Below are 23,412 nucleotides of genomic sequence, written 5' to 3'. Positions count from 1 at the left end.
ATAAATGCAATAGCATTACCTAATAAAATGCAAAGTTAGGGCATAAAATTGTTAATAGCCAAAAAACTTTGCTTTACTTTGTGCCTGAAATGAACACCTACCGGCAAATTGCCCAATATATAAAGCCATATAAAGGTTTAGTAGCTGCTAATGTAATTTTAAACTTGTTGGCCATTGTATTTAGTGTACTTTCGCTAACCATGATGGTGCCTTTTTTACAAATGTTATTTGGCACCCAACCCATAACTACCAATTTGCCCGCTTTTAACTGGTCGCTTATGTGGTTTAAAGCCGCCTTCGATTACAAAATGGGGCAACTGATTGCCGCAGGTGGGCAAAACACCGCACTTTTTTGGGTTTGTGTTATAATTATTGTTGTTTTTTTACTTAAAAACTTATTTTTATATTTAGCAAGCCTTAAAATGGCCAATTTACATTGCAGCGTTCTGCGCGATGTAAGGCAAAAACTGTTTGAAAAAGTTTTGCGTTTGCCCTTGTCGTACTTCACCAACGAGCGCAAAGGCGACCTCATTACCCGGTTTACCAACGATGTGCAAGAAATTCAAATTGGGGCTATGAGTTTGGTAGAGGCTGCCACCCGCGATCCCATTGCCATAATAGCAAATTTAAGCCTGATGCTGTTTATTAGTCCAAGTTTAACCGGATTTGTGCTGGTTATACTGCCTCTCACAGGGCTAATTATTGGCCGGATTGGCAAAAACCTGCGCAAACGCTCCGAGCAAGCTCAAAATCAATTAGGTTTTTTATTGTCAATTGTTGAAGAGGCATTATCAGGTTTGCGTATTATTAAAGGATTTGGAGCAAGCGAGGCACAAACAAATCGTTACAGCGAACAAAACCAGTTACAATACAAATTGCTCCGGAAAATTTTGAAACGCCGGAATTTAGCCTCTCCATTAACCGAGTTTTTAAGCATTTGCGTTGTAGCTCTAACGTTATATGTCGGCGGGCGTATGGTTTTATCCGGAAATTCGAGCCTTAGCGCCGAGCAATTTATATTATTTGTCGTTATTTTTTCGCAAATACTACCGCCGGCAAAAGGTTTAATTTCGGCTTATTACCAACTGCAAAAAGGTGCGGCCTCGTTGCAACGCATACAAGCGGTAATAAAGGCCCCCGAACCAATAGTTGAACAACAAAAAGGTATTGTTTTGCCTGCATTTACCCGCGAAATTAGCTTCAATAACGTATCCTTTAGTTATGGCAGCAACCAGCCTGCGGTTAAAAATATCAATTTTACCTTAAAAAAAGGGCAAACTATTGCCATTGTTGGCGAGTCGGGGGCAGGAAAAACTACCATTATTGATTTGTTAATGCGATTTTATGATGTTACCGAAGGGCAAATTTTGATTGATGGCATTGACCTTCGCGAACTCTCGCTGCCCGAGTGGCGGCAATTAACCGGAATGGTTTCGCAAGAGCCTGTATTATTTAACGACACGGTGCATTTTAACATATCGCTTGGCAACAGCAAAGCCACCCGCAGCGAAGTAATTGAAGCCGCAAAAATTGCCCATGCCCACGAGTTTATTAAACAATTACCCAATAATTACGACACAACTATTGGCGAACGCGGTGGTAAATTAAGCGGCGGCGAAAAACAAAGGCTAACCATTGCCCGCGCCCTGCTGCGAAACCCCTCAATTTTACTTTTAGACGAAGCCACATCTGCACTCGATGCCCAAAACGAGCGTCTAATACAAGCCGCCCTGCAAAACCTGCTCAACGACCGGACTGCTTTGGTAATTGCCCACCGGTTGGCAACGGTGCAACATGCACATCTAATTTTAGTAATGGAGCACGGTCAAATTATAGAGCGAGGCACCCACGCCGAATTATTGGCTTTAAATGGGCAATACGCAAAAATGGTGCGGCTGCAAATGTTGTAAGACAAACTATAATCATTTAAAAATACGAAAAACTATTTAGCTAAAATTACTTAACAAACAAAAATTTAGTGTTAAAAGCATAAAAAAGCGGTAATTTTGCACCTTTAAAATTGTGATACTGTGGGTTAAAGCAATTTAATAACATTAAATAATCATTTCGCTGTTCTTACACTATATATACATGACCTTATTTGAAAAACACCAATCTATTTTAGAAAATGCGGTAAAAGCTGTTTTTGCGCGCACCTTTTTTGCACAATACCCCGAACATCCGGGCGCTTATGGCCCTGACGCCCCAGGTGTAGGCCAAACAGCCTACCAAAACGCCCTGAACAAACCCTTCGAAGGGCTGCTTCAAACAGGCAGTAACGGCGTAATTGGCGAAGAAGTATCGCCTTATACCGGCCAAGCCTTAGGTATCACCTACCCTACTGCACCGCCCGCCGTATTAGTCGAAAATGCAAAAAAAGCCGCCGAACAATGGCAAAACACCGATGTGCAAACCCGTGCAGGCCTGTTAATTGAAAGTTTAGAACAAATTAAAAACCGTTTTTTTGAGTTGGCGCACGCCACCCAACACACCACTGGCCAATCTTTTATGATGTCGTTTCAGGCATCGGGGCCACATGCTTTAGACCGCGCTTTAGAAACTATTGCCATGGGCTATGCCGAGCTTACTCGTTTTCCCGAAAATATTGTTTGGGACAAACCCATGGGCAAATTTAACTTGGTGCTGAACAAATCATTTAAAGCCATATCCAAAGGCATTGGCTTAGTAATAGGCTGCTCAACTTTTCCGACATGGAACACCTTGCCCGGCCTATATGCCAATTTAATTACCGGAAACACTGTCATTGTAAAACCACATCCGGGGGCAATTATGCCCATCGCAATTGTGGTAGCCGAATTACAAAAAACTTTACAAAATGCCAATTTCGATGCAAATATTGTGCAATTAGCCAGCGATGAAAGCAAACACCCAATAACCACTGAATTGGCACAACATCCGGATATTAATTTGATTGACTATACCGGAGGAAGTGCTTATGGCCGTTTTTTAGAAGCCATTCCGAACAAAACCATTTTTACTGAAAAATCCGGAATAAATGCGGTTATTATTGACTCGGCACATGATTTGCGCGAAGTAATGCGCAATATTGCTTTTTCGGTTAGTTTGTATTCGGGGCAAATGTGTACAGCACCTCAAAATATATTTATTCCCGCCAATGGTATTGCCATAGCCGATGGCGAGGTGGTAAGTTACGCCCAAGCGGTTGATTTGCTTAAAAACGAAATAGCAAGTTTAGTGCTAAACCCCAAAGCCGGACCCGGCACTTTAGGGGCTATCCAAAACCAAAACACCTTGCAGCGAGCGCAACAAGCAGGCAATTTAGGGGCAACCGTTGCCTTGGCACCTCCGGCGGTTACTAACCCCGAATTTACAAATGCACGCATTTGTGCTCCTACATTATTAGAAGTATCTGCCGAGGCTACCGAAATATACCAGCAAGAGTTATTTGGCCCTATTGTTATTGTGGTTCGCACAAGCTCAACCGCCGAGTCGGTGGCCATTGCTGCCGATATGGTTAAACAATATGGTGCCATCACTTACTCGGTGTATTGCACTAACGCCGAAAAATCCCAACAAATTACAGACACGTTAAACCGCGTGTTTGCCCCTGTATCGTTAAATTTAGTAGGTGCTGCCTTTGTAAATCAACACGCCGCTTTCTCCGACTTTCATGTTACGGGCGGCAACCCAGCAGGCAATGCCTCGTTTACCGATGGCAATTTTATTACCCGCCGTTTTGTATGGGTAGGCAACAGAAGCCCAAAATAAAACAAAATCAAATCGTAGAAAAAACAGCATATTCTTTTGAAATGCAAAAATATAATAAATTATTAATTAATTAACTAACTAAACAATAAATAAATAGAAATGAGCACTGTATTAGCAGCTAAAGATTTTGCAAGCGACCAAGATGTTCGTTGGTGTCCGGGGTGTGGCGATTATGCCATTTTGAAGCAAGTGCAAACCGTGCTTGCCCAATCCGGATTTAAGCCACATGAAGTTGTAATGGTGTCAGGTATTGGTTGCTCATCTCGGTTTCCGTATTATGTAAATTCATACGGCATACACTCTATTCATGGGCGGGCAACTGCCGTGGCTACCGGACTGCGCTTAGCCAATCCAAATTTAAGTATATGGGTTATTACCGGCGATGGCGATAGTTTATCAATTGGTGGCAACCACACCATGCACTTATTGCGCCGCAATGTAAACCTTAACGTTTTGCTGTTTAATAACCAAATTTATGGCCTAACAAAAGGGCAGTACTCGCCAACCAGCGAACCACAAAAAATTACATCCTCAACGCCGTTTGGCTCAATAGACCACCCTTTGAACCCCTTAGCGTTGGCGATGGGCGCCGATGGAAGTTTTATTGCCCGCTCGTTAGACCGCGACCCCAAACACCTGCAAGCTGTTTTAACACGTGCCAACCAACACCAGGGCACTTCGTTTGTTGAAATATACCAAAACTGCAATATTTTTAACGATGGTGCTTTTGAAGTGTTTACCGAATCGACTACTAAAAAAGCCAATGGCCTGTTTTTACAACAAGGCGAACCTTTAACCTTTGGCAATAACAACGAATGGGGTATCCGGTTAGATGGTTATAAACCACAGGTAGTATCTTTAACGGAAGGCTCGACATATTCGGTAAACGATTTATGGGTACACGAGGAAACCGACTTGTTTAAAGCCCAAATATTAGTGCGGTTTTTTGACGACCCCAATCAGCCCAACATTTCCGGAGCAGACTTAAACAGCGACCAAGCCTCGCCCGGCTTTTTACCGCGCCCATTTGGCGTAATATATACACACCAGCGCCCTGCCTACGATGCCCAGCTAACCGAACAAATAACCCAAACAACAGCTTCTAAGGGCAAAGGCAACCTAAATGCCTTATTGGTCGGTACTGATTCGTGGACGGTAGTATAAACCAAACAAGCAGATGATTTTAAAAGAATTGAAACCACGAAAGGCATTAAACAAAGCCTTTTTAAAAGTAAGACTCAACAGAGTTGAAATTGAAGGTTTCAAGGCTAACCTTATTACCTTACTTGACAGAATAAATGACACCGAAAGCGAAAAGTTTCATAAAAACTTAGTTTCTGACTTCCTTAAAGACACTTATTACAAGCAAAACCATTTTATAAATACCAAAGGCCGCAACGACCTTGTAATTCATAACGGGCAAAATGCCAACTCAACCGTTGGGGTAATTATTGAAGCTAAAAAGCCAACCAACAAAACCGAAATGATTACCACCAAAAAACTAAACGTAAAAGCGTTTCAGGAATTGGTGCTTTACTATTTACGGGAAAGAATTACCCACAAAAATCCTATCGCGTAATTTGGGATAAGCCTTATACTGCGAAATTCTGGGATACGAGATATAGAATTGGTATTGGGAGTAAGTCGAAAAACGGTATTAAATACCTTGGTAAAAGAAGCAGAAAAGTGTAAGATTGTCCCTAAATTAGCTTTATCATACATTTTAAACCACAACCTAATTTATATCCTATACGCAATAAACAAACATGGTTTGACTTAGGCGTCAAGTTCGCCGGCAATTACGTTCATGCTACTCATGGTTAAAATAGCGTCGCTAAGCATACCACCTTGTACCATTTCGGGGTATGCTTGGTAATAAATAAAACAGGGTCGTCTAAAGTGCAGGCGGTAGGGCGAACGGCCACCATCTGAAATAAGGTAGAAGCCCAGCTCGCCATTACCACCTTCAACGCTGTGGTAAACCTCGCCTTCGGGAATTTTGGTTTCGCCCATTACTATTTTAAAATGATAAATGAGGGCTTCCATACTTCTGGTATATACTTCATCTTTTGGCGGGAGGTAAAATTCGGGCACGTCTGCGTGGTGTTTTCCGGATGGTAAATTTTCGAAGGCATTTTTAATTAGCTTAAGACTTTGCCTAATTTCTTCTTGTCGCACCATAAACCGGTCGTAAGTATCGCCGTTGGTACCTATTGGAATTATAAAATCAAAGTCTTGGTAGCTGCTGTAGGGGTTCATTACCCTAACGTCGTAATCAACGCCTGCTGCGCGCAGGTTGGGGCCGGCAAAACTATACGCTAAGGCGCGTTCGGCACTAATTGGGCCAGTATTTACGGTGCGGTCTATAAAAATGCGGTTGCGTTCTAACAAGTTTGCGAACTCCTCAAAACGTTTAGGAAAGTCGTTTAAAAAATGGCGCAGTTTTTCCATAAATTTTGGACTAAAATCGCGCTCAAAGCCACCAATCCGGCCAATATTAGTAGTTAGCCTTGCGCCGCAAACTTCCTCAAACAGTTCATAAATTTTTTCGCGCTCTTGAAACATATAAGTAAATCCGGTAAGTGCGCCCGTATCAACACCAATTACGCTGTTGCAAACAAGGTGGTCGGCAATTCGCGAAAGTTCCATTATAATAATACGCATATATTCGACGCGTTTTGGCAGTTGCACGCCCAGCAGTTTTTCGACTGTCATGTGCCAGCCCATATTGTTTATGGGCGACGAGCAGTAATTGAGCCTGTCGGTAAGGGGGGTAATTTGGTTATAGGGGCGGTGTTCGGCTATTTTTTCGAACGCGCGATGAATGTAGCCAATGGTTGGTTGGGCACTTAAAATGCGTTCGCCGTCCATTTTTAGTATATTTTGAAAAACGCCATGTGTGGCAGGGTGCGTTGGGCCTAAATTAAGAGTTACAATTTGGCCGTCAATAGTTTCGTCTAATCGGGTGGCGGGGTTGGGGTTGCGTAAATTCATGATGCGAACAATAAAAAATAAGATTGCGGTTGCCGGGTTTCTTTACTTTTGTTAGATGCTAAGAAGATAAAATTTAGTTAGGTGTTGTAAATTTATCCGGATAAAAAAAGGCAAAACTTAGGATTTTTTTCCGGAAAAAGGAATTGAGAATTAGGTGAGCGATTTTATGTCGTCAAATTCTATTCCTACATGTCCGTCGCGGCCAAAAAAGCGGTCGTCTTTATCGGTTCGGGTGCCGTCTTCAAGGGGGTATTCCTTCCGGAGGGGGAAATAGTCCATTTCATCAACGTTTAGTATTCGGCGCAAATCGGGGTGCCCGTCAAAATGGATACCAAAGAAGTCGTAGGTTTCGCGTTCCATCCAGTTTGCTGCTGGCCAAAGTTTGGTTGCGGTGGGGGTATGCGGGTTTTTTACCGGAAAGAAAGTTTTTAACCGGAGGCGGAAATTATGAGTTAAGCTGTGCAAATGATAAACTACGCCGAGTTCTTTTCCGGAATTATTGGGGTAATGCAGGCCGCATAAATCGGTCAAATAAATCATTTGAAATTCGGCATCATCTCTCAAAAATTGCAGTACGGCCATTATGTTTGGGTGTGCTATTTCGAGGGTTAGCAAGCCATAAGGGTCGTCAAACTCATGTACGGCGTTGGGGTGTTGTTGCCTGATACGGTCAAGGACGTGTTGGTTATCGAGGGGCATGTTTTGCTTGGTATAAATTAGGATTTGATGTTTGGAAACTGCTATGGATATTGTTAATGTATTTCGTAATATTTGAGTAAATGCTCGTATTCAGGCGAGTGTCGGCGGCGCAACGATTCGTTTTTTACTAATTCTTGAATGCGCATAAAGCCGTCAATAATTTGTTCGGGTCGGGGCGGGCAGCCAGGTACGTAAACGTCAACGGGAATAACTTTATCAATACCTTGCAGTACGCTGTAGGTGTCAAAAATTCCGCCGCTGCTTGCGCAAGCACCTACGGCTATTACCCAGCGGGGTTCGGCCATTTGTTCGTAAACTTGTTTTAATATTGGCCCCATTTTTTTGGCTATGGTGCCCATTACCATGAGCAGGTCGGCTTGTCGGGGCGAGAAGCTTAGGCGTTCGGCGCCAAATCGGGCTAAATCGTAGTTAGTGCCCATGGTTGCCATAAATTCAATACCGCAGCACGAGGTGGCAAAGGGAAGTGGCCAAATTGAGTTAGCGCGGGCAAGGCCAATAGCTTTATCGAGCGTGGTGGCAAAAAAGCCTTGTCCTTCGTAGCCTTCGGGTTTATCAACTAAAGTAGGCATTTTATTTAGGTATATTGGGTGTTAATTTAATCAAAAGAGAGGAGAAGAGGTGGTAGTTGCGTTTTGTGTGTTTGTTTTTATGTTTTGTCAATATTATTTTTGGCACATTTCTTTTATGTCGGCTACTGGCAGGTCTAATAGTAAGCTAAGCGAGGTTAGGTCGAATCCTTGTTGCAGTCCATTCCGGATAATAGAAATACGGTCTTGCAGTAATTGTTCTTCTTTACCGATTTCTTTACCGATTTCTTTACCAATTTCTTTACCGCGTACTTCGCCGCGTTCTTCACTTTCAAAAACAATTTTGTCGTATAGGTTTTTAAATATTGGGCGTGTTTTAGTTGGCATAGTTTTGGTTAGCCTTGATTTAAATTATTTTTGGCAATTATTTCTTTTATGTCGGCTACTGACAGGTCTAATAGTAAGCTAAGCAAGGTTAGGTCGAATCCTTGTTGCAGTCCATTCCGGATAATAGAAATACGGTCTTGTAGTAATTGTTCTTCTTTTCCAATTTCTTTTCCGATTTCTTTTCCGATTTCTTTTCCGATTTCTTTACCGATTTCTTTACCGATTTCTTTACCAATTTCTTTACCGCGTACTTCGCCGCGTTCTTCACTTTCAAAAACAATTTTGTCGTATAGGTTTTTAAATATTGGGCGTGTTTTGGTTGGCATAGTTTTGGTTAGCCTTGATTTAAATTATTTTTGGCAATTATTTCTTTTATGTCGGCTACTGACAGGTCTAATAGTAAGCTAAGCGAGGTTAGGTCGAATCCTTGTTGCAGTCCATTCCGGATAATAGAAATACGGTCTTGCAGTAATTGTTCTTCTTTTCCGATTTCTTTTCCGATTTCTTTTCCGATTTCTTTTCCGATTTCTTTTCCGATTTCTTTTCCGATTTCTTTTCCGATTTCTTTACCAATTTCTTTCCCGCGTACTTCGCCGCGTTCTTCACTTTCAAAAACAATTTTGTCGTATAGGTTTTTAAATATTGGGCGTGTTTTGGTTGGCATAGTTTTAATAATTTTTATGATGTCTATAGAAATTACCTGATGTCTAATGATATATGTCAGTAGGGTTGAAAAATAGGCTGTTGCAATTTCGTTGTCGTATAATTCGGTTAAAGTATCAAATAAATATTGGGCTTCTGCTAATAATTTATCCGGAGTTTTGTAGTATTTAAAGGCAATGAATGTATTTGTTAAAAATTGTACTTTTAAATTTAGTATATCTTCTTTTGTATAGTGGCTAATATCTGTTAAATGGTAATCAAAATTTGGTATATATTTTAAAATTTCAGATGGGATGTCTTCAAAATAGGTGTGAAATGGTTTATAGTGCCAGGTTTTTTGCCCATGATAAATTATAATTGGTATAGTAGCTTCGAGGTGTTTTAGTTGTTTTAAGTCATCCATCCACTTGTTTAACAAATAACGCATCAATTGCAGATGCGGGTATTTTGGTGCAAAACTTTTATGTTCAAACAAAAAGGCGATACTTACAGTTCGATTCTTTTTTAATTTTTTTGATTTATTTTTTCCTGTTTTTTGTTTTTCAACTAATTCAAACCGGTAGGTTATGTCAGACATTTCTTCGGCTAAATCGGCTTGTATATACGAGTCGGCCAAGCGTTCATAGCGTTCAAAGTTTAGAAGTGGTGCAATATTTGGCAAAAATTTAATAATATAGCCTATAGCGGCTTCTGGCTGGCTAAAGGTAGCCTTAAATAGTGCGTCGTGTGGTTTATTGTCGGGCATGTACGCTATTAATATTAATAGGTGAGTATGCTATTTGTCCCATTCAAATGCTCCTTTGCGCAATACATAATAAAACCCTATCAAAAAGAACGAAACAAACATAGCTACCGCTATAAAACCTTGTACCCCCATATCTTTAAAGTTTACCGCATAGGGGTAAAAAAATATAACCTCTACGTCAAAAAGTACAAACAAAATGGCAGTCATAAAGTATTTTATCGAAATGGGTATCCGGGCATTTCCCTGAACTTCAATACCACATTCAAAGGTTTCTGATTTTGCTTTTCCCTTTCTATTTGGGCCTAACAAGTGGGTTAACAATAGCACTAAGCCAACAAAACTTAATGCTACAATTGATTGTATTAAAATTGGAACGTAATTAATTGAACTGTTTAGTAATACCATATCCTATAAGTTGCATTTAAAAATAAAAATTAACTTTAAAAACAAACGGCAAAGTTACAATTCATTATTGCAATTTTCCGGTTTATTTTGCCCGGTAAAGCAATTTTATAGCCTCACTTTTTTTCATATCAGATGAAAGTTTAATTTGGCGACTAATTTTGCCATCGGTAACGTTTAATGCGGCTGTGTTGGGCGGTGTTTTGCCTAAATTATGCGCATAAAGCACCAATTTGCAAGGCTGTTCTTCGGGTAAATGCAGAGTTATGGCTTTTTTATCTTTTTGAATGGCGTATTCTTTTAAAACGCATTCGTCGTTAAAAAATAAAGATACAATGTCTCCGTCAATTTTTTCATCATCCCAAATTTCAACTTGTATGGTGCTGTTGTTAAACACAATAGTGGCTTTGTCGGTTATGGCTCGGTTTATAGTAGTTGCAGGTGTTGAGGTTGTATTTGTTGGAGGTTGTGCGGGTATATTAAATGGCTTATTGCTTAAATTGTACGATTTTAATTGTCCATCGCTGCCGGCAACGTATAATTGTCCGGATTTATTGTTGAAAGCAAAGTTTGCAACTGCTTGTTGGTGTGATTTTTCTTGTAAGGCAAGTTCTTGCGTTTCAATATCCCATATTTTATAACTTGTGCCCGAGTTTCCCGAAATCAAAAACTTATCATCTAAACTAAACAAGATATGGCTGTATCCTTTATCTCCGGCCATTTGGCTAAAAATGGGTTGCCGGCTTGGATATTCCCATAAATGTAACTGGCCGTTTTCGCTCCACGCTGCTAATTTGCTGCCATCGTGCGAAAAACATAAATCGTTTACGTAGTCTTCATTTGGAGTGATTTGAAAAGCAGTTCGTTTGGTTACGGGGTCAAAAAAGCGAATATGTTTTCCGCAGCCAATTGCCAAATATTTTTTATCCGGAGTCCATGCTGCTGTTGTTAAAATATATAGGTCGGCAAATACTTCCTCCGGTTGGCTATTGCCTTGCACCGGACATTTATTTAGTCTAAAATTTTTGCCTCCAAAATATAAATACTGTTCCGTAGGGTCGAAAAGAACAAAATTTGCCCCTTTGTATTTATTGCCCGGAGGTGCATTTTCAATTTTTTTAAGTATTTGCCCAGTTGACACATGCCATAAAATAACATATCCATCGTCGCTGGCCGATGCTAATTTGTCGCCTGTTTGGTTAAAAACCACGTGATTAATATATTGTGAGTGCCCTTTTAATGTTCGCTCCAAGGTATTTTTGCCAAGATCCCAAATTAAAATATCATTACCCTCGCCTGCGGTTGCTAACCACTTCGCATCAGGGCTAAAAGCTAATGTTTCAATTTTATGTACTTTTCCGTCGCTTGTTTTATGCTCCATTTTGTTTGCTTCCTGCACATACAATAGTTGAGCAAATATATTGGTATTAAATAATAGTAAAATTAATATAAATAAATACTTGTTTTGCATTTTTATTTAAATTGGAGATAGGTGGATACGGCGGTACTTGCTTATTAAAGCCTAACAAATAAGATGCCTAAAACCGGCTATTGTTTATTTTTAAAACTACAAAATTAAGCTAAAAATACCCAAATATGCTATCTTAGTTTTAGTTGTATTTTGTTAATGGCTTTTTGACGAGGTGATTGAGCAATAATTTTTTTCTGAAATTTGGTTACACAAAAAAAAACACCTACCTTTGCGGTTCAATTAAAAAATACAGAAACTAACCATTTACAAATAAATTATTTTATTCTTTATATGGCACATCATAAATCGGCATTAAAAGCCATTCGCCAAACTGAAAAACGCCGTTTATTAAACCGCTATCAAAAAGCTACCGCCCGCAACGTTATAAAACGCATTCGCAAATCGCATAATAAAACCGAAGCAGCCGAATTGTTGCCTATGGCGGCAAGTTTAATTGATAAATTGGTTAAACGAAATATTATCCACAGAAATAAAGCAGCTAATTTAAAATCAAAATTGGCACATCATGTTGCCAAGATGCACTAAACAATCCATTGTTTTTTGTTTTTTGTTTTTTTTAATGAATATCTACTACAGCATAGACTTTTTTAGTTTATGCTGTTTTTTTTATTCAAAACTACAACAAAAAAGCCTTTTCTGTAAACACAAAAAAGGCTTTTTAATCTAAATCAACCTTAAATAGGTTGGCTTTTTAATTTTTATACGTTGGCTGGAATACGCAAAACCTGCCCCACATAAATTTTGTCGGGGTGAGAGAGCATAGGGCGGTTAGCCTCAAAAATTTCGTGGTATTTATTGGCGTTGCCGTAAAATTCTTTAGCAATTTTAGATAAGGTATCGCCAGCTTGAACGGTGTACATTTGCGATTCGGGTTCGGCAATAGCGCGTTCAACTTCTTCCGGAAAAACCACTTCCATTTGGTCGTCAACACTGCCAATACCTTCAACATTACCAACGGCAATAATGGTTTTTTCTTTGTTGCTAAACGAGTTGGCTGTTCCATAAACGGTAGCGCGGTCGCCGTCAACTTCAACGTTAAGGTTGGCAATTTCTAAACCAAGGCTGTTAACCATTGATTCGAGGTCAAGTTCGCGTTGCGCATCATCAACAGGGCGTTCGGTTGTAGCAGCGCGCTCTTCGGCGGCGGGGGTAGGGGTTTTGCCAAATAATTTAGAACCGGCATTTTTAATAAACGAAAATAATCCCATTGTTTGTATAGAATTTGTATGGTGAAAAAAATAATATTTAATGTTTGAGATAATCTAAAAAGTTTAGAGTTGTAAAGAAAAATACAAACTATTAAACAAAAACATCCGGATAAAAGTTTTTTATCCGGATGTTAAGACTTAAAAAAATAATTTAGTTACGTGCAAAATACACTTTTTTTCCATCATCATAAGTTATAGCCATCTTGTTGTCATCTATAAAATAGGTGCAAATAGGGCTTGGTTGGTTTAAAGTTTGGCCGTTAACCTCGGTTAATAAAATTTGATTGCCTTTGGTTATGTATCTGCCGGTATATTCAGGCTCACTCCAAGTCGAACCGTCGTAGCTCCAGCTGCTTCCGCCGCCATACGATCTTGACGCGCCAAATTCAAAGCTGCCATCTTGACCAAAATACATCAGTTTTTCGATAGCCATATAGCCACTGCCATACGAGCCTCCTAAATTTTCACTGTTAATCCAAGAGCCTGCTAAGTTTAAATCAAAATTTGTATTTGTTGCAGCTGGTGGTTCGTGCGGAGTAAAATTAGACGCGGCAAAAGGGTTGCCGTTGTTAGGGGCGTTTGCATAATTGTTCCCTGATTTTATGCCTTGTTTTTGTAAGGTAATTTGCGCAAATGGTATGCCCATTAGGCCTAATTCCATATTAATTTGTTGCGGGCTGGCTATTTCGGCACCAAATTGTATTTGCAGGTTTGCCGTGCCCGCCCCTTGAATGTAGCCGCCTGCCATATTTCCTTGTATTACACCGGTAATGGCACTTTCGCCGTCACTGTCTACCCATAGGCCTGTTAAATTATTGCCTTGTTGGTTTAAACTTATTTGAGCGGCCTGCCCTTCTATGGTGGTGGTATATAGGCCAGTAAAGTTTTGGGGGTAAGCATTAACAGAAATTACTAAGCTTAAAACGATGGTTAAAATACAATTTGTCATGATGTTGTTTTGTTAATTTGGTTTGTAATGGTGTTTAATTTTTTGATGCCACAAAAATAGGGCGAGCCATTAGGCCATTGAAACCACAAACAGTCCTAATTTTTAAAAAAAACAAAATAAAATTAAATAGATAAACAAGTTTAAAGCCTTATCAGAACAATGTTTTACAAAGATTGGCATTTAAAAAAACACAGCATTTTTTTTATTCCGGAAATAGCTGCCAGCAATAAATTTATTCCGGATTTCGATTGTCTTTAAAACGCTCCCAAAGGGTTTTAAGGCGTCTCCAGTTTTGATGTAATAAAACCGCTCTAAAGCACCTGCTTAAATCTTGATTCCGGGCAATGGCTGCTTTTTAAGATGGGGCAAACCCCAGTAGTTTACTCCGGGCAAGAACAGTTTCTTTTAGCGTTTTATCAAAAATGCTTATTGTTTTTTCTCCCTAATTTGTTAGCATAGAGGGCATTTCTGCTAATTTCCCTATTTTGTTTGTGCCCACAACCTCGATACACGCGCCGCAAACGGGGCAGTTGGCTTTGTACAATACCTTAGGGCAGTTGGTTTGGTCGGTTAGGGCTATTCCATCCGGATATAATGCTTTTAATTTGCCAAATAATTTAGCCCAAGGCATGTATTACTACCATTTCACGCCCAATCATCCGGAAGAAGAAAAACCTGTAATAGTGGGTAGAATTTTGTTGGTGGGTGTGGGTAGTGAGAGTTGAATGGAACTATCAATTTGGCATCAAAATTAACCCTTTTTTCTATTGCGGAATATGGGTTAAATAATGGCTGTCTAATACAACCAGTTTTTTTGCCTATTTAATTTTAAAAATTGAAGTTGTTTAAGAATTAACCCATATAATTAACCACATAGGACACATAGAATTTGTTTAAGCATAAATAAGATGTGACAGTTTAAACACTTGATACTAAGAAAATATCGAGGTAAAAACAGGCTACAAAAATGTAAAACAGATTTATAGAGGACTTAGTTTCGCAATTGCTTCAATGGCACATAGTTCTAAACTGTTTCAATAAACTAATTTTTAAACAAGTTCATTGTAAAAACTCATTTATTTACCCGTCTTGCCGCTCGACATAACGTTTATGCACCCAAAACATACCAATTACCATAATTGGCAGTGCTAATGCCGACCCTTCAAACCCAAAGCTTCCGCCTGTTAGCCAATTTGGTCCGGTTAAATTTTGTTCAATAATACTGCCGCCTATATTGTTGCCGCTTACTTCAAAGCCCAGCACGGGCCCCTGAAAAAAATTCCATGCAAAATGCAACCCAATCGGAAACCATAAATTTTTGCGCCCAATATAATACACACCCAGCAAAATACCCGCCAATACTAACGATATAAACGGTAAAACGGCAATATTTGCATTTAATAGATGAAAAACGGCAAAAATAACAGACGACAATAACAAAGCCCACCCCGGCGGTATTGATTGCGAAAAATTATTTAATACATACCCCCGCATCGAAATTTCTTCGTTAAACGAAACAACTACCATAATGGCTATTTGCAATAAAATTAAACCTATATTAGTAGAACTGCTAAAACTTGCCTGCAAATAACCCAATGCCCATAAAATAACAAAACCTGTTGTAATTAATACACCTCCAAACAACAAACCCGTTAAACCATGTTTCAAAAACGGGGTATGGTAAGCTAAACCAAGGCTTTGCATGGGGCGTTTATCAATAAAACGGCAAAAAAGGTAGGTGACAAGCAAGGTGCCACCTAATCCAAACAGTTGTAAACAAAAAATAATTTGGGGACTTTGTAATTCGGCTACTTCACTAAAACTTTGCCCAGTTATGCCACCATAAACCAATATACCCAATACCTGAAAAACTAAGGCGGCAATAATAAAGGCAAAAACGTATAAACTTGCCCGCACCCAACCATGTTGTAACATAAATTTATGTATTTGTTTTAAATTAAAAATGAAGATAAAATTGTGAAGAGCTTACAGATAAGTAAAATATTGAGTGCGTTGGCCATAAGTTTTTCTTCCGGAGGTATTGAGATTTAATGCGAGCGGCTTATGGTATATTCAACTAAATTTTTTAGGGCGGTTAAAGTCTCAGAAGGCGGCAGTTGACTAAATAATTGCATAGCTTGATCAATATAAGTTTGCATTTTTTGCCTTGCGTAATCTATGCCTCCGCTTTGTTGTACAAATTGTACTACTTCGTTAATTTTTGCCTTGTTATTGTGGTGGTTTTTAACAAGGTATATGATACGCTGTTTATCGCTTGAGCTGGCATTTTGCAAGGCATAGATAATTGGTAGGGTCAGTTTTTTTTCCTGAATATCAATGCCGTGGGGTTTACCTGTTTCTTCGTCTCCTAAGTCTAACAAATCGTCCCGTATTTGAAAAGCCATGCCAATAGTTTCGCCAATTTGCCAAAACTGTGAGGCGTTGCCCCCAACCGATGCTGCCCCAACCGAACAGGCCGAGGCAATAAGCGTAGCTGTTTTTTTCCGGATAATATCGTAATATACCGCTTCGCTTACATTTAGCCTGCGCGAGTGCTCCATTTGAAGCAGTTCGCCCTCGCTCATGTCGCGCACTGCCCTCGATACAATTTGCAGCAATTCAAAATCGCCATTATCTAACGACAGCAACAACCCTTTCGACAGCAAATAGTCGCCCACTAAAACGGCTACTTTGTTTTTCCACAAGGCATTTACCGAAAAAAAACCTCGCCGTTGATAAGCGTCATCTACCACGTCGTCGTGTATTAGGGTGGCGGTATGCAGCAGCTCAACCAATGCCGCGCCACGGTAGGTCGATTCGTTAATTTGTCCGGCAATTTTAGCACTTAAAAATACAAACATAGGGCGCATTTGTTTGCCCTTGCGCTGCACAATATAGTACATCACTTTGTCAAGCAAAGGAACTTTAGACTTAACCGAAGCCTCAAATTTTTTTTCAAACAATTTCAACTCGGCATCAATTGAAGCCCGAATTTCGCGGAAAGAAACAGCCATTAGCCAACCTTAAAACCATCAATCACTTAAATACGGCTGCAAAGTTCCTAAAAGTTCTCATTTTTACACGATGAAACAAAAAATTATTGTCTTTAAAATGAAAAATAAGCCCTATTTAAGGTATTTATCCGGATTTTTAACCTTTTTACTCCTTGTTTTTTTATGTTTTAGTTGCCAAAACTCTTCAACGCCTCCTTCAAACAACGACACTGCTATTTCGTCGCATTCGCCTGCTGCGTTAAACCAAATCAGCCCGCTGCCAGAAAGCTGCGCCTTAGGTTATGTGGCCTTGGCAATAGAGAAAGAAGCAAACCTAACTATTCCTGAAAACGCCGTTGCCCGTTTAGATAGTTTTTGTGCACGGGTAAAAAATATCCGGATAAAAAAACAGACATTAAACCCGAATGACACTAATCAAATTTACCGGATTGAAATACTAACAGCCATTGAGCATCAAATTGCCCAATTTAGGCAAAAAACGGTTACCTACCACCCCGCATTTGGTATGTGTTTGGCTTATGGATTTTTTGACTGCGATATTAATACCATTTTATACCTAACCGCCGCCGATACTTTGGGGCTACCTTTAGAAGCCCTGCTCTTGCCAAACCATACCGCTATTGTATGGCCTACCACCACCGATACTTTGTATTGGGAAACCACCACAGCCCAACGCACCAACAAAAATTATTACCTGAAAAAATATCTAAAAAATACTGCCGACACCACTTGCGCCGGATGTTTTACCTTGCTAAACCGCCAACAATTAATAGCCCTTTTATGGTTTAATGTGGGTAAAACCTACGCCGATGCCGGCCATACCCACCTTGCTGAAATTTGGCTAACCAAAGCCATTAGCGTTTGGCCATCTTGGTTTTTACCTCGCCTTGAATTGAATAAAATTTGTGGCACTAACCACTATCAATAAAAATAACGCTTGAGAAAAGCAAATTTATTTATTGACACTACTTTTTATCCGGATGTTATCGTTATTTGCTCACCAATTTTTGTAATTTTGCACCGCTTTGTGCCATTTTATTTAACCATTGCGCATAAGGCCTTTGCTTAGTAAGCATTAAAGAGGTTTTTTTGGGCTGCCTCACCCCTTCGTTAAATCCATTAAAAGTGCGGCTACGGCCTTACGCACTAACCATTTTTAGTTATGATTAAATACTACGCCAAAGAACGCGGTGGCATATTGCAAGAGCTACTCCACGCACAACGCGGCTGCTGGATTAACGTTTACCCACCCTATAACCGACAGGAAATTAACTTGTTGAGTGAAGAATTGGATGTTCCGTTAGACTACTTTTTTGATAGTTTAGATATTGACGAAAGGTCGCGATACGAGCAAGAGGATGGCGTACAGTTTATAGTACTAAAAATACCCATAAAAAACATGGTCGAAGATGATAGCGAAGCGGTGTATCTTACCATCCCAATAGGCATTATTGAGGTTGATGACTATATTTTAACCATTAGCGCCTTCGAAAATCCGGTTATAGATTACTTTTTAACCCGCAACCCGCGCGAGTTTGAATCGACTGACCATAGCCATTTTGCCCTGCTTTTGTTTGAAAGAACAGTTTTTTATTTTTTGCACTATCTTAAATTTATTAATAACCAGCGCAATTTATACGAAAAAGAACTGTATAACAGCAGCCGAAACCAAGAGTTAAGCAAACTAATGCGCCTGCAAAAAAGTTTAGTTTACTTTGTAACTACCCCTGCGCGACAACGAAATGTTGATGATGCGTATGCAACGAAGCAATTTTTTAAATATCCGGGAAAAAGAAGAGCGCGAAGACTTTTTTGAAGCTATTATTATTGATATGCAACAAGCCCAAGATATGGCACGCATCTATACCGACATTTTGAACAGCACCATGGACTCGTTTGCCAGTATTATTTCAAACAACCTGAACAGCAGTATGGAGCGCCTTACCACTTTAACGGTTATTTTAATGGCGCCAACTTTAGTAGCCAGCTTTTTTGGTATGAACACACCTGTACCAGGCCGCGAAAGTAATACCGCTTTTTATTGGGTGGTGATTATAGCCACACTTATTGGCTTTTTAGTATGGTGGATTATGCGCCGCAAAAATTAAATAGTTGCTAAACTGATATTTTTTAGGCTACCTGCTTATTAATTCTCTAAGGCTGAAAAGACGCTATGAGTATAGGTTTTAAAGTATCCGGAGTTTTCCATTGAAGGGACAGGGTTGGATTGCTTGCTAAAATCCAGCCAATCCCTACAACTGTGCCGATACCACCACCAACCCCATAGACACCCTTGGCTACCAACCCGTAAAAGGCGCTACGCGCTACAAGCTGCCGGGTGGGTGGGCTTTGTTTCCGAGTATGGTTGCGCCGGGCGGTTCGGTTAATATACACGTGCCGCAAGCGGGGCAGTTGGTTTGGTCGGTTGCCGCTATCCCATCCGGATATAATGCTTACAATTTACCCAATAATTTAGGCCAAGGCATGTATTATTAGCATTTTAGGCTTAATGGACATTTTTTAGGCTAAAAACCTTCGAAAGCATTACTATTGTTAGCTTTGAGGACAATCAAAGGTTATGAATAAAAAAAATGCTTTTACTGTGGTAAAGGGTTTGTAAAGAAAACGGACTTGTAAAAGGAGTTCAATTGTATAAGTGTGCTCATTGTGGGAAACAATTTTAGGTGGGCAACGCATCACTAACGAGCAAATATGGGAAGAATACAAAAAGTGGTAAACAGACCTATTTGTAGTTAGCTCACAAGTATAATTGTTCTGTTAAAACGATTCAAAGGCGGTTAGACAAGATTAAAATAGTGGCTACGAAAAAACAGGTAGAGTAGTCGTTGTATTAATGGACACCACCTATTAGGGTTTTGGCGTAATGCTTTTAAGATGCCTACACCAAAGAACCCTTTGAAATATTATGTAAAGACAGAGACCAATGGGCTGTATATAGAAGGAATTAAGGAGTTAAAAAGGCGAGGTTTTACTATTTCGGCTATTGTTTGAGACGGAAGAAAGGCTTAATTGCGTCGTTTAAGGGTATTCCTGTTCAAATGTGCCAGTTTCATCAAGCAGCAGCCAATTAGAAGATATTTGACCCGTAAGCCAAAGCTAAAAGCTGCACAAGAGCTGATGGATGTTGTAGATTTGATGAAGCAAACAGACAAAGAAGCTTGTCGGAGCATTAGACTATGGCTGAAAATGGAAAGTGTTTCTAAACGAGAGAACTGTAAATCCGACTACAAACAAATCGTTTTATACGCATAAAAGGCTTAGAAGTGCTTATCGTAGTTTGAAGAATAATTTACCTTAGGTTGTTTACTTGGCACGATAACAGGGAACTTCAAATACCTAACACAACCAATGCTATTGATGGACATTTCGCAGATTTAAAAAACAAATTGAGAAACCATAATGGCCTATCAATGAAACGGAAAATGAAATTTATAGATGGGTTTTTAAAGGTATAAGGGCTTTCTGAAAATATCAAAGGCTTACAATATACAGTAAGCCTTTGATAAGAAATTTCGTCAAGCATCTGTTTTATCCCCTGACAAGTTGCTCCCAGCAGAGCTTGTTTCCGTTTTTACAGACATGCAAAGAAATAAAATATTCAAGAATAATGTAAAAAAGTGAATAAAAAAACAGCATTAAAAATGTCCACTTGAACCAAGCGTCTAAAAAATAGCCTAATTTTTGTCCATTACTCCGCATTTTACGCCAAACAATCCAAGAAAAAAAACCTGCCATTAAGCCTAAAATTTTGTTAGTAGTGGCAGTGGGTAGGCATAAATACAACTTGTCATTTCCGGAGAAAATAACTTTTTTAGCTAAACCTATTTTACAAACGCAACAAACTGCATTTTGGCGAAATCAAACTTCTATTGTTTTAATACTTGTTTAGCCAATATTTTTTCGGGTTTGGCTTGGTTAGGGTCAGGCCAAAATTGCAGTTCATAATAATTGCCTGCTGCCCAGTCGTTTAATCCGGTGGCATAGTATCGGCTTCCGGGGTTGCCCGATTGACCGCCTGGCAATACCCCCCACGCCTGCGGCATATCGCCAAGGGCAACTACCATTCGCCAGCTTGGGCCTGTTGTTTTGGTGCTTGCATTTACAATACTTTTACCCCCGCCAACGGGTAAGTCCATATAACTTAGCGAGGGTATCCGGGCTAAATGTTGTATGGTTATGCCTCGGTAATTGCTCCATGCCATCGAGGTTTTGGGGTGTTTAACCTGCCATTCGGCAATATCAATAACGCTTTGTTTGAAGGCATCATTAATTATATCGTTAAGGGTTTCAATTTTGTTGGGTGTTTTGGCGTTGTCTATTAGTTTAAAGTTAAAATTGGTGGCAATTATTTTATTTGTTGCAGGCCATTGCGGAAAAACCCGTCCGGCGGTATCTAATTCGTCCCAAAGTTTTAGGTTAATTTGGTAAAAAAAAGCATCGTAAAAACTTGGCCCCCAGCGTTGGGGGTCATTTACAGGGTTTTTTGCCCAGTTGGTTAAGGTGTCGAAGGCCAAACTTTCGGGGGCCGAGAAACTTGTTTTAGCACTATCTAAATGGTTTAATAAAACCGGCAGTAGTTCGGCGGCTTGCAAATTATAATTGTCGTTTTGCAGGCGCATCAGGTCTTGCGGCGAAAATTTATCGGTTTTATGCAGTTGTTCATTGATCCGGCGATTGCGATAAAATTCAAAATCGGGCGAGATGTAGTAGTAGGGGTAGGTAGGGTCGGTGGGGTGCTGGTTGGCCGAACTTACAAAGCCGCGCACTGGGTTTAAAATATGCGGATTGTGCTGCTGCGGTATAAATCCTTGCCAGTCGTGTTGTGGTTTGCTGCCATCTAACACAAAGCGGCCTTGCCCCTGCCATTTAAGCGGAAAATTACCTTGTTGCCAAATAGCGATGTTGCCATTTTTTTCGGCAAAGACAATATTTTGGCCAGGTGTGGCAAAATTGGCAATCGCTTTTTCATACTCGGCATAATTTTTAGCGCGGTTTAGTTGGTAAAATGTTAAAATAGGGTTGCCGTAGGCTTGGTGGGCAACCCATTTAAGGGCTAAATCATCGCCCAACTGGGGGTTTGGAGTATAAACAACAGGGCCATGATGGGTAAAAAATACCGTATCTATATAAGCTGGGGCGTTGCGTACAAAAATGGTGTCTGTTTTTTGGATGGTAGGTTTCCATTGCCCGTCGTATAAATATAAATTGCGTGTACTGTCTTTAAATGTAATATGATACCAGTCTTTTACATCGCGCCCTGAGTTGGTAATGCCCCAAGCAATATTTTTATTAAATCCAATTAAAATGCCCGGTGTGCCCGGCAACGATACGCCGTAGCAATTAATGTCGGGTGCGTTTAGCTCGACTTCAAACCATATTGAAGGCAGTTGTAGTTTTAAATGTGGGTCGTTGCAAAGCAAAGGTTTTCCGGTACTGCTTTTTGCGCCCGACACAGCCCAATTGTTGCTGCCAATACCTTCGAGGTTGGGGTCATAAACCTCCGGATAAAAATTGTTTGGCAAGTATGCTTCTGCCGTAGTACAGTTATTTTTATTTTCGTTGGGTAAATTTTGGGCATTTTGAGGCAGATTTTTTTTGTCTTTTTCCGGATTTTGTTGTGGGTAGTGTTGCCAATATTGGGTGGTGTCGGCAAATTTGGCGGTAATAGCGTCAAAATCCCAATCAGTTCCGGATGGAATAATTGGGTCTTGGCCGTCGTAAACATCCGGATATAAAATATTAACAATTCGTTCATCAAACAATTTGAGTGCATTTGTCAATTCTAAATCGCGCGAGTTACCAGTTAAATCATCGGTTAAAGCCATGGCCAGCAGGCCAATTTTATGCGGCGACCATTTTTGGGGCTGGTAATTAAGCAGTTTAAACTCGAAAGGCCAATTTTTATACGTCAACGACTCGATGTAAGCATTTACCCCATCAACAAAGGCGTTAATTATTTGATTAGTGGCGGTATCGGCCAATAATTTGTCGGTTAAAGCCTGCGCGCCCATAGACAGCCCAAGCCGGCGGCGCATTTTATCGAAAGGGATGGCTTTGCTGCCTACAATTTCGGACATTTGCCCGGCCGAGGCACGCGCTAAAAAATCCATTTGCCAAAGCCTGTGTTGTGCCACTACAAAGCCTTGTGCGTAGTATAAGTCGTGGTTGTTTTGCGCGTAGATATGTGGCACTAACCGGTCGTCATAAATAATTTCTACAGGGTTGTTTAGCCCTTTAATAGATAATTCTTTGGGTATTTTTAAAACTGCAGGCTCGGCATTTTGCAAATAACCATCAAAAGGACTTGTAAAAGGGGCAAGCGGGGGTAAATTTCCGGCCGGCGATTGTGCAACCAAACTTCCTACAACTGGCCAATTACCTATGGGTGTATTTAAGGCTAATATGAGCAAAATAGTGCCAAAAAGTGAAAGCAAAAACCGTATAATACGCATTGTTGATTTTACAATTTACTGTTAATTTAAAGGGCAATAATACAAAAAAATATCCGGAAGATGATTGAAAATTTATTTTTCAGCGTAG

Annotated in this window: 21 protein-coding genes and 2 pseudogenes; 10 read left to right on the top strand and 13 right to left on the bottom strand. The window is 40.0% G+C overall.

Annotation, left to right across the window (positions count from 1 at the left end):
* Positions 1 to 89 precede the first annotated feature (89 nt).
* The 4 genes and pseudogenes from IPI59_11180 (at position 90) to IPI59_11165 (ending at position 5,317) form a co-directional block, all read left to right on the top strand.
* A complete protein-coding gene (locus IPI59_11180) occupies positions 90 to 1,910 on the top strand; it encodes an ABC transporter ATP-binding protein (protein MBK7528094.1) in 1,821 nt (606 codons plus the stop codon).
* Between the two features lie 181 nt (positions 1,911 to 2,091).
* Positions 2,092 to 3,750, top strand: a complete 1,659-nt coding sequence (gene paaN, locus IPI59_11175; protein MBK7528093.1) for a phenylacetic acid degradation protein PaaN — start codon at positions 2,092 to 2,094, stop codon at positions 3,748 to 3,750.
* Between the two features lie 99 nt (positions 3,751 to 3,849).
* Positions 3,850 to 4,914: a 2-oxoacid:ferredoxin oxidoreductase subunit beta gene (locus IPI59_11170; GenBank protein ID MBK7528092.1), complete on the top strand. Its 1,065-nt coding sequence runs from the start codon at positions 3,850 to 3,852 to the stop codon at positions 4,912 to 4,914.
* 13 nt (positions 4,915 to 4,927) lie between these two features.
* A pseudogene (locus IPI59_11165) lies at positions 4,928 to 5,317 on the top strand (type II restriction endonuclease).
* A 209-nt stretch (positions 5,318 to 5,526) separates the two neighbouring features.
* On the opposite strand, the gene IPI59_11160 reads toward IPI59_11165, so the two are convergent.
* From IPI59_11160 to IPI59_11125, 8 genes are all read right to left on the bottom strand, one after another.
* Positions 5,527 to 6,744: an NADH-quinone oxidoreductase subunit D gene (locus IPI59_11160; GenBank protein MBK7528091.1), complete on the bottom strand. Its 1,218-nt coding sequence runs from the start codon at positions 6,742 to 6,744 to the stop codon at positions 5,527 to 5,529.
* Between the two features lie 150 nt (positions 6,745 to 6,894).
* Positions 6,895 to 7,443, bottom strand: coding sequence for an NADH-quinone oxidoreductase subunit C (locus IPI59_11155; GenBank protein MBK7528090.1), 549 nt, complete (start codon positions 7,441 to 7,443; stop codon positions 6,895 to 6,897).
* A gap of 53 nt (positions 7,444 to 7,496) precedes the next feature.
* The gene (locus tag IPI59_11150; GenBank protein ID MBK7528089.1) at positions 7,497 to 8,033 is read right to left on the bottom strand and encodes an NADH-quinone oxidoreductase subunit B; all 537 of its coding nucleotides are present in this window, start codon (positions 8,031 to 8,033) and stop codon (positions 7,497 to 7,499) included.
* 93 nt (positions 8,034 to 8,126) lie between these two features.
* A complete protein-coding gene (locus tag IPI59_11145; protein ID MBK7528088.1) occupies positions 8,127 to 8,378 on the bottom strand; it encodes a hypothetical protein in 252 nt (83 codons plus the stop codon).
* An 8-nt stretch (positions 8,379 to 8,386) separates the two neighbouring features.
* Positions 8,387 to 8,704, bottom strand: a complete 318-nt coding sequence (locus IPI59_11140) for a hypothetical protein (GenBank protein MBK7528087.1) — start codon at positions 8,702 to 8,704, stop codon at positions 8,387 to 8,389.
* 8 nt (positions 8,705 to 8,712) lie between these two features.
* Positions 8,713 to 9,786 carry an Rpn family recombination-promoting nuclease/putative transposase gene (locus IPI59_11135; GenBank protein MBK7528086.1) on the bottom strand — a complete coding sequence of 358 codons (1,074 nt, stop codon included), beginning with the start codon at positions 9,784 to 9,786 and terminating at the stop codon, positions 8,713 to 8,715.
* Positions 9,787 to 9,816: 30 nt separating this feature from the next.
* A complete protein-coding gene (locus IPI59_11130) occupies positions 9,817 to 10,191 on the bottom strand; it encodes an NADH-quinone oxidoreductase subunit A (protein ID MBK7528085.1) in 375 nt (124 codons plus the stop codon).
* Positions 10,192 to 10,273: 82 nt separating this feature from the next.
* Positions 10,274 to 11,659 carry a WD40 repeat domain-containing protein gene (locus tag IPI59_11125; protein ID MBK7528084.1) on the bottom strand — a complete coding sequence of 462 codons (1,386 nt, stop codon included), beginning with the start codon at positions 11,657 to 11,659 and terminating at the stop codon, positions 10,274 to 10,276.
* 291 nt (positions 11,660 to 11,950) lie between these two features.
* On the opposite strand from IPI59_11125, the gene IPI59_11120 reads away from it, so the two are divergent.
* Positions 11,951 to 12,205 (top strand): 30S ribosomal protein S20, encoded by a 255-nt coding sequence (locus tag IPI59_11120; protein MBK7528083.1) that lies wholly within the window; start codon positions 11,951 to 11,953, stop codon positions 12,203 to 12,205.
* A 173-nt stretch (positions 12,206 to 12,378) separates the two neighbouring features.
* Here the strand turns inward: IPI59_11120 and lysM are convergent, their stop codons facing one another.
* Both lysM and IPI59_11110 read right to left on the bottom strand, forming a co-directional pair.
* Entirely contained in the window at positions 12,379 to 12,888 is a 510-nt protein-coding gene (gene lysM / locus IPI59_11115) for a peptidoglycan-binding protein LysM (GenBank protein ID MBK7528082.1), read from the bottom strand.
* Positions 12,889 to 13,039: 151 nt separating this feature from the next.
* On the bottom strand, positions 13,040 to 13,837 hold the full coding sequence (locus IPI59_11110) for a hypothetical protein (protein ID MBK7528081.1): 798 nt from the start codon (positions 13,835 to 13,837) through the stop codon (positions 13,040 to 13,042).
* A gap of 491 nt (positions 13,838 to 14,328) precedes the next feature.
* On the opposite strand from IPI59_11110, the gene IPI59_11105 reads away from it, so the two are divergent.
* Positions 14,329 to 14,562 (top strand): hypothetical protein, encoded by a 234-nt coding sequence (locus tag IPI59_11105; GenBank protein MBK7528080.1) that lies wholly within the window; start codon positions 14,329 to 14,331, stop codon positions 14,560 to 14,562.
* Positions 14,563 to 14,917: 355 nt separating this feature from the next.
* Here the strand turns inward: IPI59_11105 and IPI59_11100 are convergent, their stop codons facing one another.
* Complete coding sequence (locus IPI59_11100) at positions 14,918 to 15,772, bottom strand: CPBP family intramembrane metalloprotease (protein ID MBK7528079.1); 855 nt, start codon at positions 15,770 to 15,772, stop codon at positions 14,918 to 14,920.
* 113 nt (positions 15,773 to 15,885) lie between these two features.
* Entirely contained in the window at positions 15,886 to 16,851 is a 966-nt protein-coding gene (locus tag IPI59_11095) for a polyprenyl synthetase family protein (GenBank protein ID MBK7528078.1), read from the bottom strand.
* 97 nt (positions 16,852 to 16,948) lie between these two features.
* Here IPI59_11095 and IPI59_11090 point away from each other — a divergent pair, with 97 nt between their 5' ends.
* From IPI59_11090 to IPI59_11075, 4 genes and pseudogenes are all read left to right on the top strand, one after another.
* Complete coding sequence (locus IPI59_11090; GenBank protein MBK7528077.1) at positions 16,949 to 17,779, top strand: hypothetical protein; 831 nt, start codon at positions 16,949 to 16,951, stop codon at positions 17,777 to 17,779.
* Between the two features lie 234 nt (positions 17,780 to 18,013).
* Positions 18,014 to 18,667 carry a magnesium transporter CorA family protein gene (locus tag IPI59_11085; GenBank protein ID MBK7528076.1) on the top strand — a complete coding sequence of 218 codons (654 nt, stop codon included), beginning with the start codon at positions 18,014 to 18,016 and terminating at the stop codon, positions 18,665 to 18,667.
* On the top strand, positions 18,609 to 18,959 hold the full coding sequence (locus tag IPI59_11080; GenBank protein ID MBK7528075.1) for a hypothetical protein: 351 nt from the start codon (positions 18,609 to 18,611) through the stop codon (positions 18,957 to 18,959). The genes IPI59_11085 and IPI59_11080 overlap by 59 nt, the downstream gene beginning before the upstream one ends.
* 587 nt (positions 18,960 to 19,546) lie before the next feature.
* Positions 19,547 to 20,327 (top strand): annotated as a pseudogene (locus IPI59_11075) (hypothetical protein).
* A 411-nt stretch (positions 20,328 to 20,738) separates the two neighbouring features.
* Here the strand turns inward: IPI59_11075 and IPI59_11070 are convergent.
* Positions 20,739 to 23,324 (bottom strand): penicillin acylase family protein, encoded by a 2,586-nt coding sequence (locus IPI59_11070; protein ID MBK7528074.1) that lies wholly within the window; start codon positions 23,322 to 23,324, stop codon positions 20,739 to 20,741.
* Between the last annotated feature and the right edge of the window lie 88 nt (positions 23,325 to 23,412).

Source organism: Sphingobacteriales bacterium (assembly GCA_016706405.1).
Taxonomy (GTDB): domain Bacteria; phylum Bacteroidota; class Bacteroidia; order Chitinophagales; family UBA2359; genus BJ6.
Note: the sequence above shows the minus strand (reverse complement) of the source record. Positions and strands in the feature narration are given on the sequence as shown.

What these genes read in the sequence shown, in the direction of transcription:
- IPI59_11180 (MBK7528094.1), top strand. Translation starts at nt 90, where the DNA reads ATGAACACCTACCGGCAAATTGCCCAATATATAAAGCCATATAAAGGT.
- paaN (MBK7528093.1), top strand. Translation starts at nt 2,092, where the DNA reads ATGACCTTATTTGAAAAACACCAATCTATTTTAGAAAATGCGGTAAAA.
- IPI59_11170 (MBK7528092.1), top strand. Translation starts at nt 3,850, where the DNA reads ATGAGCACTGTATTAGCAGCTAAAGATTTTGCAAGCGACCAAGATGTT.
- IPI59_11160 (MBK7528091.1), bottom strand. Translation starts at nt 6,744, where the DNA reads ATGAATTTACGCAACCCCAACCCCGCCACCCGATTAGACGAAACTATT.
- IPI59_11155 (MBK7528090.1), bottom strand. Translation starts at nt 7,443, where the DNA reads ATGCCCCTCGATAACCAACACGTCCTTGACCGTATCAGGCAACAACAC.
- IPI59_11150 (MBK7528089.1), bottom strand. Translation starts at nt 8,033, where the DNA reads ATGCCTACTTTAGTTGATAAACCCGAAGGCTACGAAGGACAAGGCTTT.
- IPI59_11145 (MBK7528088.1), bottom strand. Translation starts at nt 8,378, where the DNA reads ATGCCAACTAAAACACGCCCAATATTTAAAAACCTATACGACAAAATT.
- IPI59_11140 (MBK7528087.1), bottom strand. Translation starts at nt 8,704, where the DNA reads ATGCCAACCAAAACACGCCCAATATTTAAAAACCTATACGACAAAATT.
- IPI59_11135 (MBK7528086.1), bottom strand. Translation starts at nt 9,786, where the DNA reads ATGCCCGACAATAAACCACACGACGCACTATTTAAGGCTACCTTTAGC.
- IPI59_11130 (MBK7528085.1), bottom strand. Translation starts at nt 10,191, where the DNA reads ATGGTATTACTAAACAGTTCAATTAATTACGTTCCAATTTTAATACAA.
- IPI59_11125 (MBK7528084.1), bottom strand. Translation starts at nt 11,659, where the DNA reads ATGCAAAACAAGTATTTATTTATATTAATTTTACTATTATTTAATACC.
- IPI59_11120 (MBK7528083.1), top strand. Translation starts at nt 11,951, where the DNA reads ATGGCACATCATAAATCGGCATTAAAAGCCATTCGCCAAACTGAAAAA.
- lysM (MBK7528082.1), bottom strand. Translation starts at nt 12,888, where the DNA reads ATGGGATTATTTTCGTTTATTAAAAATGCCGGTTCTAAATTATTTGGC.
- IPI59_11110 (MBK7528081.1), bottom strand. Translation starts at nt 13,837, where the DNA reads ATGACAAATTGTATTTTAACCATCGTTTTAAGCTTAGTAATTTCTGTT.
- IPI59_11100 (MBK7528079.1), bottom strand. Translation starts at nt 15,772, where the DNA reads ATGTTACAACATGGTTGGGTGCGGGCAAGTTTATACGTTTTTGCCTTT.
- IPI59_11095 (MBK7528078.1), bottom strand. Translation starts at nt 16,851, where the DNA reads ATGGCTGTTTCTTTCCGCGAAATTCGGGCTTCAATTGATGCCGAGTTG.
- IPI59_11090 (MBK7528077.1), top strand. Translation starts at nt 16,949, where the DNA reads ATGAAAAATAAGCCCTATTTAAGGTATTTATCCGGATTTTTAACCTTT.
- IPI59_11085 (MBK7528076.1), top strand. Translation starts at nt 18,014, where the DNA reads ATGATTAAATACTACGCCAAAGAACGCGGTGGCATATTGCAAGAGCTA.
- IPI59_11080 (MBK7528075.1), top strand. Translation starts at nt 18,609, where the DNA reads ATGCAACGAAGCAATTTTTTAAATATCCGGGAAAAAGAAGAGCGCGAA.
- IPI59_11070 (MBK7528074.1), bottom strand. Translation starts at nt 23,324, where the DNA reads ATGCGTATTATACGGTTTTTGCTTTCACTTTTTGGCACTATTTTGCTC.